Raw genomic sequence first — 16,103 nt, 5'->3', positions numbered from 1 at the left:
TCAGCTCCTACGGTCGGCGAGCCAGCCGCGGAGCAGTTCCGCGACCTCGTCGGGTTGACGGGCGACGAGCTGGACGACCTCGTCGCGGCGGGCGGCGGCGGTCTGCAGCGCGGGGTCCACCGGGGCCGGGTCGAGGGCCACCGGGGCGGGACGACGCTGGGCCGGCAGGGCCGGGGCCTCGTCGCCGTCGGTGATGTCGCCCAGGTCGATCGGCGGGGCGGCGAGGTCGAGGGTCTCGACGGTCTCCACCTTGCGCCGCCGGAAGGACACCAGGATCACGATCAGCATGACCAGGACGAGCAGGGCCAGCGCCGCGGTCTTGCCGTAGCCGATGAGCTGCTGCTGCTGGTCGGCCTTCTCGCTCGCGGCCAGTTCCTTGGCGGCCGCGTCGGCGGCACCGGTGTTGAAGGCCGTCTTGACCACCGAGACCGTGTCGCCGCGGGCGGCGTCGACCCCGATCGCGTTGGTCACCATCTGGGTGACCTGGTTGACGTCGGCGTTGCCGAGCTTCGTGGCGTCCAGGGTCACGACCACCGACTGCCGCTGCACCGCACCGGGGGTGGAGACGGTGTTGGTCTCGGTGGAGTCGATCGGGTTGTTCTTGGTGGTCTGGCTCTTCTCGTAGGCACCGTCGGTGCCGGTGGTGCCCGCGGGCGTCTGGATGTTGTCCGGGCCGAGGACCCCGGTCGTGGGCTGACCGGACCCGGAGTACTTCTCGACCGCCTCGGACTCCGAGGTCGGGCTGAGCTGCTGCGGCTGGCTGTACTTGATGGACTTCTCGGTCTGCTGGTCGAAGTCCAGCGTCGCCGAGACCAGCGCGGAGACGTTGCCCTTGCCGTAGATGCCCTCGAGGTAGGCCTGCAGCTTGGCCGTCTCGGACGCGTTGTAGCTGTTGGTGCGCTCGGCGTTGGCGGAGGCGCCGTTGCCGTCGCTGGAGAGCGTGTTGCCCTCCCCGTCGACGACCGAGACGTCCTTGGGGTTCATGCCGGGGACGCCGCGGGCGACGAGGTTGACGATCGAGGTGACCTGGTCGCTGCTGAGCGTCGTGCCGGGCCGGAGCTTGACCAGGACCGAGGCGGTCGTCGGGTCCTGCTCGTTGAGGAACACGTCCTTGTCCGGGATGGCCAGGTTGACCTTGGAGGACTGGACCCCGTCGATGCTGGTGATGGTGTCCTGCAGCTCACCGGCCAGGTAGGCCTGGTACTTCTTGTTCTGCAGGAACTCCGACTGGGTGACGCTGCCGGACTCGAGCAGGGAGCTCGTGTTGTTCTCGGTGTTCGCCGGCAGCCCCTGCCCGGCCATCGCCAGACGCTGCGCGTCCACGACGTCCTGCGGCACAAGGATCGTCGAGCCGCCGTCCTGCAGCTCGTACTTCACGTTGGAGGCGTCCAGCTGCTGGGTGATGGCCGAGGCGTCGGTCCCCGAGAGGTTCGAGAACAACGGCGCGTAGCTCGGGGTCGAGGCCCAGCGGGCGAAGTACACCCCGCCGAGGACCAGACCGGCGACGACCGCCAGGACGACGGCCTTCTGCCCGGCCGTGAAGCCACCGAACCCGGTGACGAACTTCTTGGCGCCGTCGACGATCGCCGCGGGCCCCTTTCCGGCCTTCGCCATCAGAGCTGCATCCTCATGATCTCGTTGAAGGCCTCGACGGCCTTGTTGCGGACGGCGACGGTGAGCTGCGTGGCCAGCTGGGCCTCGTTGCTGGCGATCATGTAGTCGTGGACGTTGGTGAGGTCACCCGTGGCCGCCTTGAGCGCCAACGTGTCCGCGTTCGACTGCAGGCCCTGCAACTTGTCGATGCCCCCGGAGAGCATCGACGCGAAGTCGGTGCCGTCGGAGGAGCCGACCCCGCTCACGCCGGAGGTGCCGGCGGTGGAGCTCAGCGGGCTGATGGACCCGGCCCCGGGGGCGGTCCCGACGGTGGTCGAGACGCCGCGGGTGGCCTGCGCGTTGTCGGTGTCGGCGATGCCCTGACCGAAACCGGTCGCCAGCGTGCCGAGGGAGGAGGAGATCGAGCCGATCGATTCGACGCTCACCGGGATCAGCCCTTCCCGAGCTGCAGCGCAGCGGTGTAGGCGTCCTTGGCCCGGTCGATGACCGCCAGGTTGGACTGGTAGGCGCGCTGGGCCATGATCAGCGAGGTCATCTGGGTCGACATGTCGATGTCGGGGTACTTGACGTAGCCGTCCTGGTCGGCGAGCGGGTTGTCCGGCTCGTAGACCGTCCGACCCTCGCTGCCGCCCAGGACGATGCCGCGGACCGCGGTGCCCTTGCCGTCCCCGGCCTCCCCCGCGACGACGTAGCGGGCGCGGAAGGCGTCCTCGGAGGTGCGGGTCGCGGTGTTGACGTTGGCGATGTTGTCGCTGACCGCGTCCATCCACTTGCGGTTCACGGTCACGCCGGTGCCGGCGATGCCGATCGCGTCGAAGATGCTCATCGGGTCTGCTCCGTTCTCATGGCCAGGGGTGGACGGGGGCGGGGGCGGTCCAGCGGTCTCACGAGGTCTGCATCGCGGTGCGCAGCAACGTGTACTTGGCGTTCATCGCCGACAGCGCGGTCTGGTAGCTCAGCCCGGTGGAGATGTTGGAGATCGTCTCCTCGTCGAGGTTGACGTTGTTGCCGTCCTCGCGGGTCGGCTCCAGCGACTTGCGGGTGACGATCCCGGAGGACGCGGCCGCGCTCGCGTCGCCCGAGGCGACGGCGGAGGCCAGCGAGTCCTCGAAGGACACCTTGTTGGCGATGTAGCCCTTGGTGTTGATGTTGGCGATGTTGTCGGCAATGGCGCGCTGACGTGCCTGGAGACCGTTCAGCGCGGTGTGCAGCGCGACGGTGGTGAGATCGGGCACGGGGCCACCCTCCGGGTTGCGTCTCACCCGCTCGGGGGAGAGACGATCGGTGTCGGGATGTGGCCGTGTCCGTGGCCGGTGGTGCTCGGCGCGTCCTGCGCCTCAGCACCCTCTTCGGCAGCCCGGGCCGATCCCTTGAGCGTCTCCTCGGGCGAGCTCGTTGATCCGTCCGGGCGGTGACCGTCGATCGTCGTGATCGCCCACCCGCGACGGTCGGGGTCACCCGGGTGGGTGCGCGTCCGCGGACCGGGGTGCGGACGGGTCAGAGGGCGCCGAGGGCGGTGACCGAGCTGACCAACCAGGGCACGGCCACCGCCAGGGTGGGCAGCAGGAGCAGGGCGAGGGCCAGTCCGTAGGTGGCCACGGCCAGCGCCCGGGAGTACCCCGCCGGACCGGTGAGCCGGCGCACCCGGGCGACGGCGCCCTCCGTCACCGGCATCGCGGCGGGATCGGTGCTGATCTGCGGGTCCCCGGCCAGCACCAGCAGGGCCCGGGCCAGCGGGACGGGTCCGCTGACCCGGCGGGCGGCGTCGTCGGCGAGCATCTCGACCAGCAGCCGGACGGCGTCGAGCGCGGCCCGGCTGGAGACCACGATGGGGAAGGCCGCGTGCAGGGCGGTGAACGCCTCGAGCACGAGGTCGTGGCGGGCCCGCAGGTGGCAGCGCTCGTGGGCGACGACGGCCTCGACCTCGGCCGGCGCCAGGGTGGTGAGGACCGCGTCGCTGACCACGACCCGCTGCCCGCCCCGGCGCGGGACCTGCCCGGGGACGCAGTAGGCGACCCGGCCGGGGCCGCTCAGGACACGCAGCCCGGCCCCGCCGAGCAGGGCCGAGTCGAGCCGGCCCAGGAGCTGGGCGCGGTCGTCGAGCAGGTCGACGAGGTCACGGTGGCGGTTGCGCCGACGCCGGGTCCGGATCCCGACGAGCAGGGCCACGGTCCAGAACCGGGTGGTGACGATCGCCACCAGCAGCGAACCCAGTCCGATGAGGATGGTCTCGACCACCCCGTGCCGGGCCAGGAAGGGCAGACCCGGGGTCTCGGTGAACAGCAGCGTGAGCGAGGCGAGCCCCGCCCCCAGCGTGGCGAGGACGGCGGCCAGGGCGACGGCCTGCCAGAGCACCAGGGCCGCGCGCGGCACCCGGTGGGTCCAGGTCGCGCGGGCCAGCAGCGCGGGGACCGGACCGGCCAGCACCAGCGCGAGGGCCGCGAACCAGAACGCCGTCACGGGCCAACCATCGCCCCTGCGCGATCAGGACCCGGGAGCGGGGTCCGGCTCGGCGGGGGGCTGGGTCGTGCCGGGAGTCGCAGCCGGGGTGGCGCCCGGAGCCATCGCGTCGAGGGCCTCACGCAGGGCGGCGAGCTCGGCCGGGGACACCGACCCGACGAAGTGGACGAGCGCGGCCTGCCGGTCGTCGCTGGGGACGTCGCCGAGCGCGTCCATCATCACCTCGGCCACCATCTGCTCGCGGGACGCGGCCGGGGAGTAGCGGAAGGCCCGCCCCGCGCGTTCCTGCCGCACCACGCTCTTCTTGGCGAGACGGTCCAGGACGGTCATGACGGTCGTGTAGGCGATCTTGCGGTGGGCGGCGAGCTCCTCGTGCACCTCGCGCACGGTCAACGGGGTCCCGGCCGCCCAGAGGCGGTCCATGACCTCGCGTTCGAGTTCCCCCAGAGCCATGAGGCCATCCTAACCCTTGAAGCTGCACATACCGCCGGTGGTGATTCCTCCCACAGCGTACTAGCTCAGGTCGTACTACCCCCTGTCGTAGAGGTGGGAGCCGGTACTACAGTCGGTCGTACTACGACGAAGTGTCGTAGCCCAGGTCGCGGCCCCGAGGCCGTCGTCGGAGGAGGAGCACGGTGGACGTCGAGGCGCTCAGCCGGATGCAGTTCGCGGTGACGACGATCTACCACTACTTCTTCGTCCCCCTCTCCATCTCCCTGGCCCTGCTCACCGCCCTGCTGCAGACCGCGCACCACCGCGCGCACCCCCGCACCGGTGAGGAGCGCTGGGGCCGGTTGTCCCTGCTGACCGGCAAGATCCTGATGATCACCTTCGCCGTAGGCGTGGTGACCGGCCTCGTGCAGGAGTTCCAGTTCGGGTTGTCCTGGAGCGCCTTCGCCCGGTTCTACGGCGACGTCTTCGGGCCCACCCTCGCCGTGGAGGGGATGCTCGCGTTCTTCCTCGAGGCCACGTTCCTCGGGCTGTGGTGGTTCGGGCGCGACCGGCTCCCCGCGCGCGTCCACCTGGCGACCATCTGGATCGTCGCGGTGGGGACGACGATCTCGGCCTTCGTCATCCTGTCGGCGAACTCCTTCATGCAGAACCCGGTCGCCTACACCCTGGACCCGGAGACCGGGCGGGCCCGCCTCGGCAGTTTCGCGGACCTGCTCCTCAACGAGGTGAACCTGGCCGCCTTCCCGCACACGATGTCGGGTGCCCTCATGGCCGGCGGCGCCCTGGTACTGGCCGTGGGCCTGCACCACCTGCGCCGCTCCCCCGCCGGCACCGACCGCGACGCGTTCCGTTCCCTGGCGCGGCTCGGGGCCTGGACCACGCTCGTCGGCGGGGCCGGGACCGCGATCACCGGCGACGTGCTGGGCAAGGTGATCACCGCCGTGCAGCCCATGAAGATGGCTGCGGCGGAGGCGCTCTACTCCACGACCGGGTCCGCCCCGTTCTCGCTGTTCGCCTACGCACCCCCCGGTCAGGCCAAACCCACCTGGGCCGTCGAGATCCCGGGGTTGCTGTCCTTCCTCGCGACCGGGTCCTTCACCGCACCGGTCCAGGGCCTGGCCGACCTGCAGTCGAGCTACGAGCAGCGCTACGGCCCCGGGAACTACATGCCCTGGGTGCCGGTGCAGTTCTGGACGTTCCGGCTGATGATCGGCGTCGGGATGCTCGCCGCGGCCATCGCCCTGGTGTTCCTCGTCGTCTCCTACCGCCGCCGCTGGGTGCCCGCCCGGGTGCTCGCGCACCCGGCCCTGTCCCCCGTCACCGAACGCGGCCGGCGGATCCTGGGGCGGGCCGCCTTCCTCGGGGTCGTCCTGCTGCCCGGTCTGCCGCTGGCGGCGAACTCGCTGGGGTGGATCTTCTCCGAGAACGGTCGGCAACCCTGGTTGGTCTTCGGGCTGTTCCGCACGGCCGAGGGCGTCTCCCCCGGCACGACGGCCGGGGAGCTCGTGGTCTCCATCCTGGGTTTCACCCTGCTCTACGGGATCCTCGCGGTCGTCTGGCTGCGCCTGCTGACCCACCTCGTCCGGGCCGGGCTGCCGGAACTGCCCGACCCCCGGCGCGACGACGACGCTCCCGGCCCCGGAACCGGCTCCTCGGCCACCCCGGCGCCCGCCGCCGCGGTCGGCCCGCTCAGCTACTGACTCCCCGCCCCGAACTCCACCCCGACCACCCGCGCCCTCCTGGAGTCCCGATGAACCTCGACCTCCCCGCCCTCTGGTTCGGCGTCGCCGTCCTGGCCTGGGTCCTGTTCTGGGTCCTGGAGGGCTTCGACTTCGGCGTTGGGGTGCTGGCCCGGGTCCTGGGCCGCGACGAGGACGAGCGCGGTCAGGCGGTCGCGACCGTGGGCCCGGTGTGGGACGGCAACGAGGTTTGGCTGGTCGCCGCGATCGGCGTCATGTTCGCGGCGTTCCCCGACTGGTACGCCGCCGCCCTCTCCGGCCTGTACCTGCCGATGGTCGCCCTGCTGCTGCTGCTCGCCGTGCGCGGTGTCGCGATCGAGTTCCGCGGCAAGCATTTCGCGCCCCGCTGGCGGGCGCGCTGCGACCTGGCCCTGGCCGTCTCCTCCGCCCTGCTGGCCCTGCTGTGGGGTGCGGTCCTGGGGGTGCTGGCGACGGGCCTGGCCCTCGGCGTGGACGGTGAGGTCGCGGGCACCGGACCCTCGCGCAGCCTCGCCCCGCTGCTGTCCCCGGGCGCGGGCCTCGGCGCCCTGCTGGGGCTCGGGCTGTGCCTGCTGCAGGGGGCCACGTTCCTGGGCCTGCGTACCACCGGTCCGCTGCGTCGACGGGCGCGGCGGGTCGCCCTCGCCGTCGCCGTGCTGCTCACGGCGGCGCTCGGCGGGGTCGGCGCGCTGCACGGCCCCCCGGTGCTCCTGGTCGCCGCGGCGGCCCCGGCGCTCGTCGCCGTCCTCGTCCTCGGCCGACGCGAGGCCCTCGCCTTCACCGCGTCCTCGCTGACCGTGGCGGCCGGCGTGGTCGCCACCTTCACCGCCCACCTCGGAGCCGGGGTGCTGCTGCCCAGCACGCTGCCCGGCGGGGCCGACGTGACCCTGCGCGGGGCGGCCTCCTCCCCGGCCGCGCTCGAACTGATCACCGTCGTCGGCGTGGTCGTGCTGCCCGCGGTGCTCGTCTACCAGATCTGGTCCTACCGGGTCTTCCGGCACCGGGTGAGCGGTCGCGGGCCGGCCATGCCCCCGCGCACCCCGGTCCGGCCCGGCGCCCCGCTGTCCCGATGAGCCGGCCCCGCGGACCGGTCGACCGCCGGTTGCTGGCCCTGACCCGGGGGCACCGGGGACGCCTGGCGGTCCTCACCGTCCTGGAGACGGCGCTGGCCCTGTCGGGTGTGCTGCAGGCCCTCCTGCTCGTCGACCTGGTCGTCACCGTGTGGCGGGAGGAGCCGCCGACCCGGGCGGTGGCGGCCCTCCTCGGGCTGGTGCTCGTGCGGGCCGCGCTGGTCCGGTTCGCCCCCGTCCGGGCCGCCGACGTCGCGGGACGGCTGCGCGAGGACCTCCGTGGCCGGGTGCTGCGCCACGCCCTGGCCCTCGGTCCCGACACGGTCGCGGCCGACCGCACCGGGGTCCTGCTCACCCAGGGGCTGCCGACCCTGGACGGGTGGTTCACCCGCTTCCTGCCGGCGCTGGTCGCCGCGGTGGTGCTGCCCCCGGTCGTGCTGCTCCTGCTGGTCCGCGCCGACCCGGGTTCGGCGGTCGTCGTCGCCCTGACCCTGCCGCTGGTCCCCGTCTTCGCCGTCCTGCTCGGCCGGGCGACCGAGGCCCGCGCCCGGCGGCAGTGGCGGGCCACCGCGGACCTCGCGAGCCACTTCCTCGACGTCGTCCGGGGCCTGCCCACCCTGCGCGTGCACCGCCGCGCCGCGCGGCAGGTACCGGTGGTCGCGGCCGCCACCGAGGAGCAACGCCGGCGCACCCTCGACGTGCTGCGCGTCGCGTTCCTGTCCGGGACCGCCCTCGACCTCGTCGCCACGCTGTCCGTCGGACTGGTCGCGGTCACCGCCGGGATGCGCGTGGCCGCCGGTGAACTGGCCCTGCCCACCGCGCTGCTGGCCATCCTGCTCGCCCCCGAGGCGTACCGGCCGCTGCGCGAGGTGGGGGCCCGCTTCCACGACACCGCCGCCGCCGGCGCGGTCGTCGAGGAGGTCACCGCCCTGCTGGCCCGCCCCGTCGCCACCCCCCGGGGGGGTTGCGCACCGGGCCTCTGGCTCAGCGGCGTCCGCTGCACCGACGACCGCGGCCGCGACCTCGTCGGGGCCGCGAGCGTCCCCGGACTCGCGGGTGCGAGCGGGGCGGAGCTGCGGGTCCACCCCGGCGAACTCGTCGCGCTGGCCGGCCCCAGCGGTGCCGGCAAGACCACCCTCGCCCGGGTCGTCGCCGGCACCCGGGCCCCGGACGCGGGCGAGGTCCTGCACCCCCTTGACCCGCCGCCGGCCACCCTGGCCCAGCGCCCGGCCCTCCCCCACGCAGGCTCCGTGCGCGAGGCCGTCCTCGCCGGCCGCGACGCGTCGGGGTCGGCCCTGCTGGCCGCGCTGCGCGGGGCCGGTGTCGACCTGCCCCCCGACACCCCCCTCGGTGAGGCCGGGGTCGGACTCAGCGCCGGGCAGCGGCAACGGGTCGCGCTGGCCCGCACCCTGCTCGGCGTCGAGCTGGGGGCCCGGACCCTGGTGCTCGACGAACCGACCGCCCACCTCGACGCCCGGGCCGAGGCGCACGTGGTCGCCACCCTGCGCCGACTGGCGCTGGACGGCGTCGCCGTCCTCGTCGTCGCCCACCGCCCGGCCCTGCTCGCTGCGGCCGACCGGGTCGTCCGGGTCGTCCGGGTCCCGCGCCCGCCCGCCGAGGGCGGCGGGGTGCCGACGGGCGCCCCGGCCCCGCCCCCCACCCAGGAGGCCGACCCCGGCCCCGCACCGACCCCCTCGGCGGGCCGTCCCGTCCGTCCGGGCCGCGTCCGTCTCCGGCGGGTCGACGGGGCGCTCGCCGTGGCCGCCGGTACGGGCTCCGCGCTCAGCGGGGTCGTCCTCACCGCGGCGGCCACCTGGCTGCTGGTGACCGCGGCCGACCGGCCCCCGGTCCTGACGCTCTCGGTCGCGGCGGTGGTCGTCCGGGCCACCGCCGTCCTGCGACCGCTGCTGGCCTACGGCGAGCGGCTGCTGAGCCACGACGTGGCCTTCCGGCGCCTGGCCCGCTGGCGCGCCCGCGTCCTCGCCGACCTCGTCCCCCGGGTCCCCGGCCCGCTCACCGGGACCCGGCGGCGCGGTGAGCTCCTGCAGCGGGTCGCCGACGACGTGGACGCGCGGCTCGACGGTCTGCTCCGTGGGCGGCACCCGGTCGCGGTCACCGCGTCCTCGTCGGCCGTGCTCCTCGCGGCGACCGCCCTCCTGGTGGGGACGACCGTCGCCCTGGCCGCGGTCCCCGGGTTGCTCCTCGCCGGGTCCCTCGCCCCCGCGGTGGCCGCCCGGGCGCAGCGGTGGGAGCAGCTCCGGGTCGACGGCCTGCGCGACCGCGGGGTCCGCTCCCTCGACGTGCTCGGCGCGGTCGAGGACCTGAGGACCTTGCCGGTCGACCCGCTCGCCGCCCTGGACCGCGGCTCCGCCGCCCTGCACCGGATCGAGCTCCGGCAGGCTCGCACGCTCGCCGCGGCCCAGGCGCTCGCCCTGACGGGGGCCGGGGTCGCGGTGCTCGGCGCCGTCCTGGCGGCGGTGGCCGCCGGCCGCCCGCCGGTCGTGGTCGCCGTGCTCGCCCTCGCCGGGACGGTCGCGCTGGAGCCGCTGCGCGCGCTGCCCGAAGCGGTGCGCACGGCCCGCCGGGCCGCCGCCGCGACCCGACGGCTCGAGACCCTCGCCACGACCCCCGTCCCGGCCCGCGACCCCGCGGCCCCGGGTGTGCTGCCGGCCCCGGCGCCGACGACGGCACCGGAGGGTCGGGGGCGACGCGGTCTGCGGTTCCTCGGCGTGGAGGCCGGCTGGGACCCGGACCGACCGTGCCTGCGGGGTCTCGACCTCGACCTCGCCCCGGGGACGGTGACCGTCCTGCGCGGTCCCTCGGGCAGCGGCAAGTCCACCGTCGCCGCTCTCGCGCTGCGGTTCCTCGACGTCCGGGCGGGTCGGGTCCTTCTGGACGGGGAGGACACCGCGGGCCTGGCCGGGGACGCGGTCCGTGGGGTCGTCGGACTCGTCGGGGACGACGAGCACGTCTTCGCGACGTCGCTGCGGGAGAACCTCGCGCTGGCCGCCCCCGGCTGCACCGACGAGGCCCTGCGGAGCGTCCTGCACCGCGTCCGCCTCGACGACTGGTTCGTCGCGCTCCCGGCGGGCCTCGACACCCGCCTCGGCGACGGTGGCGCGGTGCTGAGCGGGGGTGAGCGACGCCGACTGGCCCTCGCCCGGGCGCTGCTGGCCGACGTCGACGTGCTGGTGCTCGACGAGCCGACGGAGGGGCTGGACGAGCGCACGGCCGCGGACCTCCTCGACGACCTGGTGACCGCCGCCCGTGCCGAGGGTCGCGGCGTCCTGCTCCTCGCGCACCGCGAGGAGGGGCTGGCGGACGCCGACCGGGTGCTCGAGCTGTCCGCGGGCCGCATCCCCCACCCCCTCCACCCCCTCCACCCCCTCCACTCCCCTCCCGATGATCGAGGAATCCCCCTCCCCGCCTCGTGATCAAGGAATTTCCGTGGACGACGGGGCCGGAGATTCCCACCGACGCGCGATCAAGGAATGGGTGGACGCGTTCCTCGCCCGCCGGGGACGTCGGTCCGGAGGAATTCCTTGATCACGCGGAAAGGGTGGGGTTCCGGGGCATGCGGGTTCGGGGGTGAGGGGCCGGGGGCGCGGGGGCGCGGGGGCCGGCGGAGGCCGTGGCGGGGCGTCACGGAGGGCGGAGAGTGACGGGCCGGGAGTTCTCCGTCAATGTTTGTCACCTGTTGGCAGCAATGACGTCGGTCGCCGTTCGGAGATGGTTAACCTGCTCCGCGACCGTCGTTCGTCAAAACAACACTGGAACGGGCCACCGGCCCGTTGGGGGGCCCATGTTCTCGATCACGATCCGGCCGAGCCGGTTGCTCGCGGTCCTGCTGTCGATCGCCGCGATCCTGGCCCTGCTCAGCGTCAGCTTCCTGGTGGCCACCGCGGGCCTCGGGATCGACAGCGGGATCGTGGTCTCGGCCCGGAAGTTCGTCGATCTCGACACCGAGCAGAACCTGCCGTCCTGGTACTCCTCGATGCTGCTGTGCGTCACCGGGTTGAGCACGCTCGAGGTCGGCCGCCGGGCGGTGGTCGAGAAGCTCCGGTACCGGTGGCACTGGTTCGTCCTCGGGCTCGGGTTCCTCTACCTGTCCCTCGACGAACTCGTCGGGCTGCACGAGAAACTGGCCGAACCCATGGCCGGGCTGGTCGGGACGAGCGGGATCCTCCGCTACTCCTGGATCGCCGCCGCGGCCCCGCTGGCCGTGATGCTGGTGATCGCCTACCTGGGTTTCCTGCGTGCCCAGCCGGGTCGCATCCTGCGCCTCATGCTGCTCGGGGGCGGGCTCTACCTCGGTGGGGCCATCGTCGTCGAGGCGCTCGGCGGATACTTGATCTCCGCCGGCTCCGACGAGCTCGGGGTGGGGGTCGGTCTCGTGGCGACCGTCGAGGAGTTCTTCGAGATGTCCGGGCCCGCGGTGTTCCTGGTCGCGGTCGCCCTGGTGCAGCAGAACTTCGCCACGCTGGGCCCGGGCCGCCACGCCGTCCGTCCCAATCCTGTTCAGTCGTCGACGCCCCGGGCGGCCAACGCCTGACCCAGCGCCTCGGCGTGCTGGACCGTCCGGACGACGACCGGGACGAGCAGCGCGCGCAGGCTGCGCTCGGCCCCGCGCGCCCGCCGGGCGTCACGGACCTCGGCGACCGTCGCCTGCAGCACCGGCACGCACCGCAGCGCCAGCGCCAGCACGAGCGCGACGCGGTCGGGGTCGATCCCGATCCGGCGCAACGGTCCCAGCGCCCGCTGCAGGGTGGCGAGGGCGTCACCGATCCGGGTCGTCGCCGTGAAGAGGGCCGCGGCCGCCACGACGACGGCCAGGGTCCCGACCGTCACGAAGGCCCGGGCGAGATCCTGGGTCGCCCACTGCAGTCCGCCGGTCAGCAGCAGGATCCACCGCAACGGGACCACCGCCTCGGTGAGCACGCGCACCGGCAGCCGGGCCGAGCGCAGCACCACCAGCAGCACGAACGCGCCGACGACGACCGCGACCGGGACCCGGGCCGAGACGAGGACGGCCGAGGCGAGGGCCAGGCCGAGCAGCTTCGCGCCCGTCGGGGCCCGGTGCAGCCAGGAGGTCCCAGCGACGAAGGTGCCGTTCACCCCGCCTCGCCCGCGCTGCGGCGGTACCAGGCGCACGCCGGGCCGGGCTCGTCGTCGGCGACGACCCGACCGTCCTGCACCACCAGCACCCGGTCGTAGTCGCGCAACTGGTCGAGGTGGTGGGTGACGTGCACGACCTGCTGCGGCAGGTCGCGCACCAGTTCCGCGATCCGTCGCGTGTTGCGCAGGTCGAGCAGGGTGGTCGGTTCGTCGAGCACGAGCACCTGGGGTTCGGTGACCAGCACGGCCGCCAGGGCGAGGAGCTGCTTCTGCCCGCCGGAGAGCAGGTGGGCGGGATGGTCGCCGTGCCCGGCGAGGTCGAAGCGGGTGAGCACCGCCGCGACCCGACGGTCGGTCTCGTCACGGCCGAGTCGCCTGCGCCGCAACGAGAACGCGATGTCCTCGGCGACGGTCGGCATGACGATCTGCGCGTCGGGGTCGGAGAACACGAACCCCACCCGGCGCCGTACCTCGGCCCCGTCCCGACGGGTGTCGAGACCGTCGACCTCGACCCGTCCGCGGGTCGGCAGCAGCAACCCGTTCAGCAGGCGGGCGAGGCTGGACTTGCCCGAGCCGTTGCCCCCGACGATCCCGATCCGGGCCTCGGCCAGCGTGAGGTCGACCTCCCGCAGCACCGCGCGCCCGACGAGGTCCACGTCGACCCCCTGCACGCGGATCACGCGTCCACCCGCTCGACCACGACCGCGACCCCCTGCCCGCCCCCGACGGCGCAGGCCGCCACCCCGTAGCGCGGTCCCCGGTGCCGGACCATCCGGGCGAACAACCGCACGACGACGGCCGCCCCGGAGGCCCCCCAGGGGTGACCGAGCGCGATCGCCCCGCCCTGCGGGCTGACACGGTCGTCGTCGGCCCCGGTCGGGTCGAGCCCCAGCGCGTCGGTGCAGGCCAGCACCTGCGCGGCGAACGCCTCGACGATCTCGACGGCCCCCACCTCGTCCAGCCCGATCCCGGCGCGGGCGAGGGCCTTGCGCACCGCGGGAGCCGCGGCCGCCCCAGGCCGGGCCGGGTCGCCGCCCACGACCACGGCGGTCCGCACGGCCAGGGCCGGGACGGGCCGGGCCGCCCAGGTGCGTCCGGAGACGAGGGCGACGGCAGCCGCCCCGTCGCTGACCGAGCAGGAGTTGCCCGCCGTCACCGAGCCGTGCGGGGCGAACGCCGGACGGAACCGGGCGAGGCGTCCGGTGTCCAGCCGGGACCGTGGGCGGGGGTCGTGGGCCAGGCCGCCGACCGGGACGAGCTCGGCGGCGAACTCCCCCCGGGCGGCCGCCGCCACGGCCCGGGCGTGGGACCGGGCGGCGTAGGCGTCCTGGCGTCGCCGGGTGATGCCGAGCTCGGCCGCGAGGGCGTCGGCGGCGGGGCCCATCTCCGGGTCGGGGTACCCGGGCGGGGCGAAGGCGGCCCGCCGCACCCCGGCACCGCCGTAACCGCCGACCTCGGCGCTCCCGGCGTCGAACCCCCCGGCCAGGACGACGTCCTCGCCCTGCGCGACCAGCGCCGCCCCCACCCGGATCGCGTCCAACCCGCTGCCGCACTGCCGGTCCACCCGGACCCCGGGGACGGCGGGACCGAGCCCGGCGGCCAGGGCCGCGACCCGCGCCGCGTCCCCACCGGGGCCGGTGGCCGAGCCGAGCACGACGTCGTCGACGGGGCACCCCCCGAGCTCCCCGTGCAGGGCGGCGAGGACGGCCGCGGCCGGTTCCAGCGGACCCAGCCCGGACAGCTCCCGCCCGGCGTCGGCGAACGGAGTGCGGCGGGCGGCGACGACGAGGACGGGGGGAACGCTCATCGGTGGTCGTCGTCGAGGAGAGCGGCCGCCGCGCGGTCGGTCTTGCCCGCCGGGGTCCGGGGCAGCCGCGCGACGAACGACCAGCGTCGCGGCCGGGCGGGGGCGGAGAGCTCCCGGGCCGCCGCGTCCAGCCGGCGACGCAGGTCCGCCCGGCCCTTCGTCGTGGTCGCCGCGGTCTCCACCACGGCGACGAGGACGGCGCCCAGGTCCGGGTGCGGACGACCGTGGACCACCACGCCGAGCACCCCTTCCACCTCCCCGAGCACCGCCTCGACGTCGGCCGTCAGGACGGTCCAACCACCGGTGGTCACCGCCGTCGCGTCCCGCCCGGTCAGGTGCAGGCGACCATCGACCCAGCGACCACCGTCCCCGACGCCGGCCCAGACCCGTCCGTCGGCGTCGACGGTCTCGGTCAGGGGACCCTCCGGGCCGGGCATCCCCGGAGCGCCCCCGGGCAGGTAACCCCGGGCGCGGAAGGCCGAGCAGACCTCGACCCGTCCGTCGCGGACCCGCACCTCGGCCCCGGGGAACGGTGCGAAGCCCGCGACCGGGGGGACCGTCCGGGTATCGCGGTAGGCCACGAAGGAGAGTTCGGCGGCGCCGTAGTACTCGACCACGTCGACCCCGAGCTCCCCGGCCCGGCGCACCAGCGTCGGCGGACAGGTGTCCCCGGCGACGACGGCGACCCGCAGCGCGGGCATCCGACCGGCCGCGCGGGCCTCCAGGGCGGCGCGCAGCGCGGAGGGGACGCCGTGCAGGACGGTCGCCCGGGCCGGCGGGGCCGCGGTCCCGCCGGCGAACCCGACGACCTCGGTCCCGCAGTGCTCGGCGTGCCAGGCCGCCTGCAGGGACAGGGTCGAGGTCGGCGGGCCGGGCACCCAGACCTCGTCGGTGGGTCGCAGCCCGAGCAGGGTCGCGAGGGCCGGCGCGGAGGCGACCCAGGACGCCCGGTCGCGGACCACCGCACGGGGGTTGCCGGTGGTCCCCCCGGTCAGCAGCACGGCGTCGCCGGGGCGGACCCGTCCCTCGCGGGTGGCCCGGCGCACCCGGTCGAGCAGGTCCTGCTGCCAGGACGCCGGCCGGGTGGGGTCGGTGACGACGACGACGCGTTCCCCGCCGAACCCCGCCAGGAACCCCTCGAGCACGGCCCGGGCGGGTCCGGCGAGGACGAGCGGCTCGGGCGGGGCGTCGGTCACGGGCGCAGCAGCGAGGGCTGGGCCCGCAGCACCCCCGCCGTCACGACGGCGGCGACGACGGACTTGAGCAGGTCACCCGGCAGGTAGGCCGCCGACTGGACCACCGCGGGCCAGAGCTGCCCGCCGAGGACGGCCGCGGAGACGGGCACCCCGACGGCGTAGACGAGGACGATGCCCCCGAGGACGTTGACGAGGATCCCCCAGCCCAGCGGGTAGCGGGGCAGGAAGCGGCGGGCCAGCACCCCGATCACCGCGGCGGCCAGCGGCCAGCACAGCAGGTAGCCGACGGAGGGTCCGGCGAACACGGCGAGCCCGCCGCGCCCGCCCGCGAGCAGCGGCAACCCGGCCGCGACCAGGACGAGCAGCACGCCGACCGCGGCGGCCCCGCGCCGCCAACCGAGCAGCGACCCGGCCAGCATGACCCCGAGGGTCTGGGCGGTGACGGGCACGGCGTTGCCCGGCAGGTACAGCGGCCCCGGCAGGCCGAGCGCGGCGATGAGTCCGGCGAACGCGGCGACGAGGGCCAGGTCGCGCGAGGTCCAGCGTCGCCGCGACGGGCGCTCGGAGGGGCGCGACGACGCGCTCGGAGGGGCGGTGCTCATGGGCGCAGACGGTACCGCCCCACCCGGGGCCCGGGTGCCGTCCGCACCGGGCCACCCGGACCGGGTCG

The 16,103-nt window shown here is 75.0% G+C and carries 15 protein-coding genes; 4 read left to right on the top strand and 11 right to left on the bottom strand.

Translation table 11 applies throughout. From position 1 onward, the window contains the following. The 6 genes from fliF to ACFFKU_RS11695 all read right to left on the bottom strand — a co-directional run bounded on the left by fliF (position 1) and on the right by ACFFKU_RS11695 (position 4,527). Complete coding sequence (fliF, locus tag ACFFKU_RS11720) at positions 1-1,614, bottom strand: flagellar basal-body MS-ring/collar protein FliF (RefSeq protein ID WP_380138141.1); 1,614 nt, start codon at positions 1,612-1,614, stop codon at positions 1-3. Then, positions 1,614-1,895: a flagellar hook-basal body complex protein FliE gene (gene fliE, locus ACFFKU_RS11715; protein WP_490054850.1), complete on the bottom strand. Its 282-nt coding sequence runs from the start codon at positions 1,893-1,895 to the stop codon at positions 1,614-1,616. Before fliE ends, fliF begins: the two co-directional genes overlap by 1 nt. 149 nt (positions 1,896-2,044) lie before the next feature. Next, positions 2,045-2,440, bottom strand: coding sequence for a flagellar basal body rod protein FlgC (locus tag ACFFKU_RS11710; RefSeq protein WP_380138137.1), 396 nt, complete (start codon positions 2,438-2,440; stop codon positions 2,045-2,047). Between the two features lie 58 nt (positions 2,441-2,498). Beyond that, positions 2,499-2,849, bottom strand: coding sequence for a flagellar basal body rod protein FlgB (locus tag ACFFKU_RS11705; RefSeq protein WP_380138136.1), 351 nt, complete (start codon positions 2,847-2,849; stop codon positions 2,499-2,501). 262 nt (positions 2,850-3,111) lie between these two features. Further along, positions 3,112-4,074, bottom strand: coding sequence for a M56 family metallopeptidase (locus ACFFKU_RS11700; protein WP_380138134.1), 963 nt, complete (start codon positions 4,072-4,074; stop codon positions 3,112-3,114). Between the two features lie 24 nt (positions 4,075-4,098). After that, the gene (locus ACFFKU_RS11695) at positions 4,099-4,527 is read right to left on the bottom strand and encodes a BlaI/MecI/CopY family transcriptional regulator (RefSeq protein WP_380138132.1); all 429 of its coding nucleotides are present in this window, start codon (positions 4,525-4,527) and stop codon (positions 4,099-4,101) included. 182 nt (positions 4,528-4,709) lie between these two features. Here ACFFKU_RS11695 and ACFFKU_RS11690 point away from each other — a divergent pair, with 182 nt between their 5' ends. The 4 genes from ACFFKU_RS11690 to ACFFKU_RS11675 all read left to right on the top strand — a co-directional run bounded on the left by ACFFKU_RS11690 (position 4,710) and on the right by ACFFKU_RS11675 (position 11,867). After that, a complete protein-coding gene (locus ACFFKU_RS11690; RefSeq protein WP_380138130.1) occupies positions 4,710-6,227 on the top strand; it encodes a cytochrome ubiquinol oxidase subunit I in 1,518 nt (505 codons plus the stop codon). A 50-nt stretch (positions 6,228-6,277) separates the two neighbouring features. Next, the gene (gene cydB / locus ACFFKU_RS11685; protein WP_380138128.1) at positions 6,278-7,318 is read left to right on the top strand and encodes a cytochrome d ubiquinol oxidase subunit II; all 1,041 of its coding nucleotides are present in this window, start codon (positions 6,278-6,280) and stop codon (positions 7,316-7,318) included. Next, entirely contained in the window at positions 7,315-10,749 is a 3,435-nt protein-coding gene (gene cydC / locus ACFFKU_RS11680) for a thiol reductant ABC exporter subunit CydC (RefSeq protein WP_380138127.1), read from the top strand. Before cydB ends, cydC begins: the two co-directional genes overlap by 4 nt. Before the next feature lie 368 nt (positions 10,750-11,117). Beyond that, positions 11,118-11,867 (top strand): DUF8692 domain-containing protein, encoded by a 750-nt coding sequence (locus tag ACFFKU_RS11675; protein WP_380138126.1) that lies wholly within the window; start codon positions 11,118-11,120, stop codon positions 11,865-11,867. On the opposite strand, the gene ACFFKU_RS11670 is transcribed toward ACFFKU_RS11675, so the two are convergent. Genes ACFFKU_RS11670 through ACFFKU_RS11650 form a run of 5 tightly spaced genes read right to left on the bottom strand, consistent with a single transcriptional unit; the run spans position 11,834 to position 16,035 of the window. Next, positions 11,834-12,430, bottom strand: coding sequence for an energy-coupling factor transporter transmembrane component T family protein (locus ACFFKU_RS11670; RefSeq protein WP_380138125.1), 597 nt, complete (start codon positions 12,428-12,430; stop codon positions 11,834-11,836). The two genes, ACFFKU_RS11675 and ACFFKU_RS11670, sit on opposite strands and share 34 nt — an antisense overlap. Further along, the gene (locus ACFFKU_RS11665; RefSeq protein ID WP_380138123.1) at positions 12,427-13,110 is read right to left on the bottom strand and encodes an energy-coupling factor ABC transporter ATP-binding protein; all 684 of its coding nucleotides are present in this window, start codon (positions 13,108-13,110) and stop codon (positions 12,427-12,429) included. The genes ACFFKU_RS11670 and ACFFKU_RS11665 overlap by 4 nt, the downstream gene beginning before the upstream one ends. Continuing rightward, positions 13,107-14,237 (bottom strand): thiolase family protein, encoded by a 1,131-nt coding sequence (locus ACFFKU_RS11660; RefSeq protein WP_380138121.1) that lies wholly within the window; start codon positions 14,235-14,237, stop codon positions 13,107-13,109. The genes ACFFKU_RS11665 and ACFFKU_RS11660 overlap by 4 nt, the downstream gene beginning before the upstream one ends. Continuing rightward, on the bottom strand, positions 14,234-15,433 hold the full coding sequence (locus ACFFKU_RS11655; protein ID WP_380138120.1) for an AMP-binding protein: 1,200 nt from the start codon (positions 15,431-15,433) through the stop codon (positions 14,234-14,236). Before ACFFKU_RS11655 ends, ACFFKU_RS11660 begins: the two co-directional genes overlap by 4 nt. Further along, the gene (locus ACFFKU_RS11650; RefSeq protein ID WP_380138118.1) at positions 15,430-16,035 is read right to left on the bottom strand and encodes a biotin transporter BioY; all 606 of its coding nucleotides are present in this window, start codon (positions 16,033-16,035) and stop codon (positions 15,430-15,432) included. The genes ACFFKU_RS11655 and ACFFKU_RS11650 overlap by 4 nt, the downstream gene beginning before the upstream one ends. Positions 16,036-16,103: the final 68 nt, after the last annotated feature.

The sequence above is a fragment of the Kineococcus gynurae genome, assembly GCF_042433995.1.
Classification (GTDB): domain Bacteria; phylum Actinomycetota; class Actinomycetes; order Actinomycetales; family Kineococcaceae; genus Kineococcus; species Kineococcus gynurae.
The sequence above is the reverse complement of the archived record's forward strand: the minus strand, read 5'-3'. Positions and strand labels throughout refer to the sequence as shown.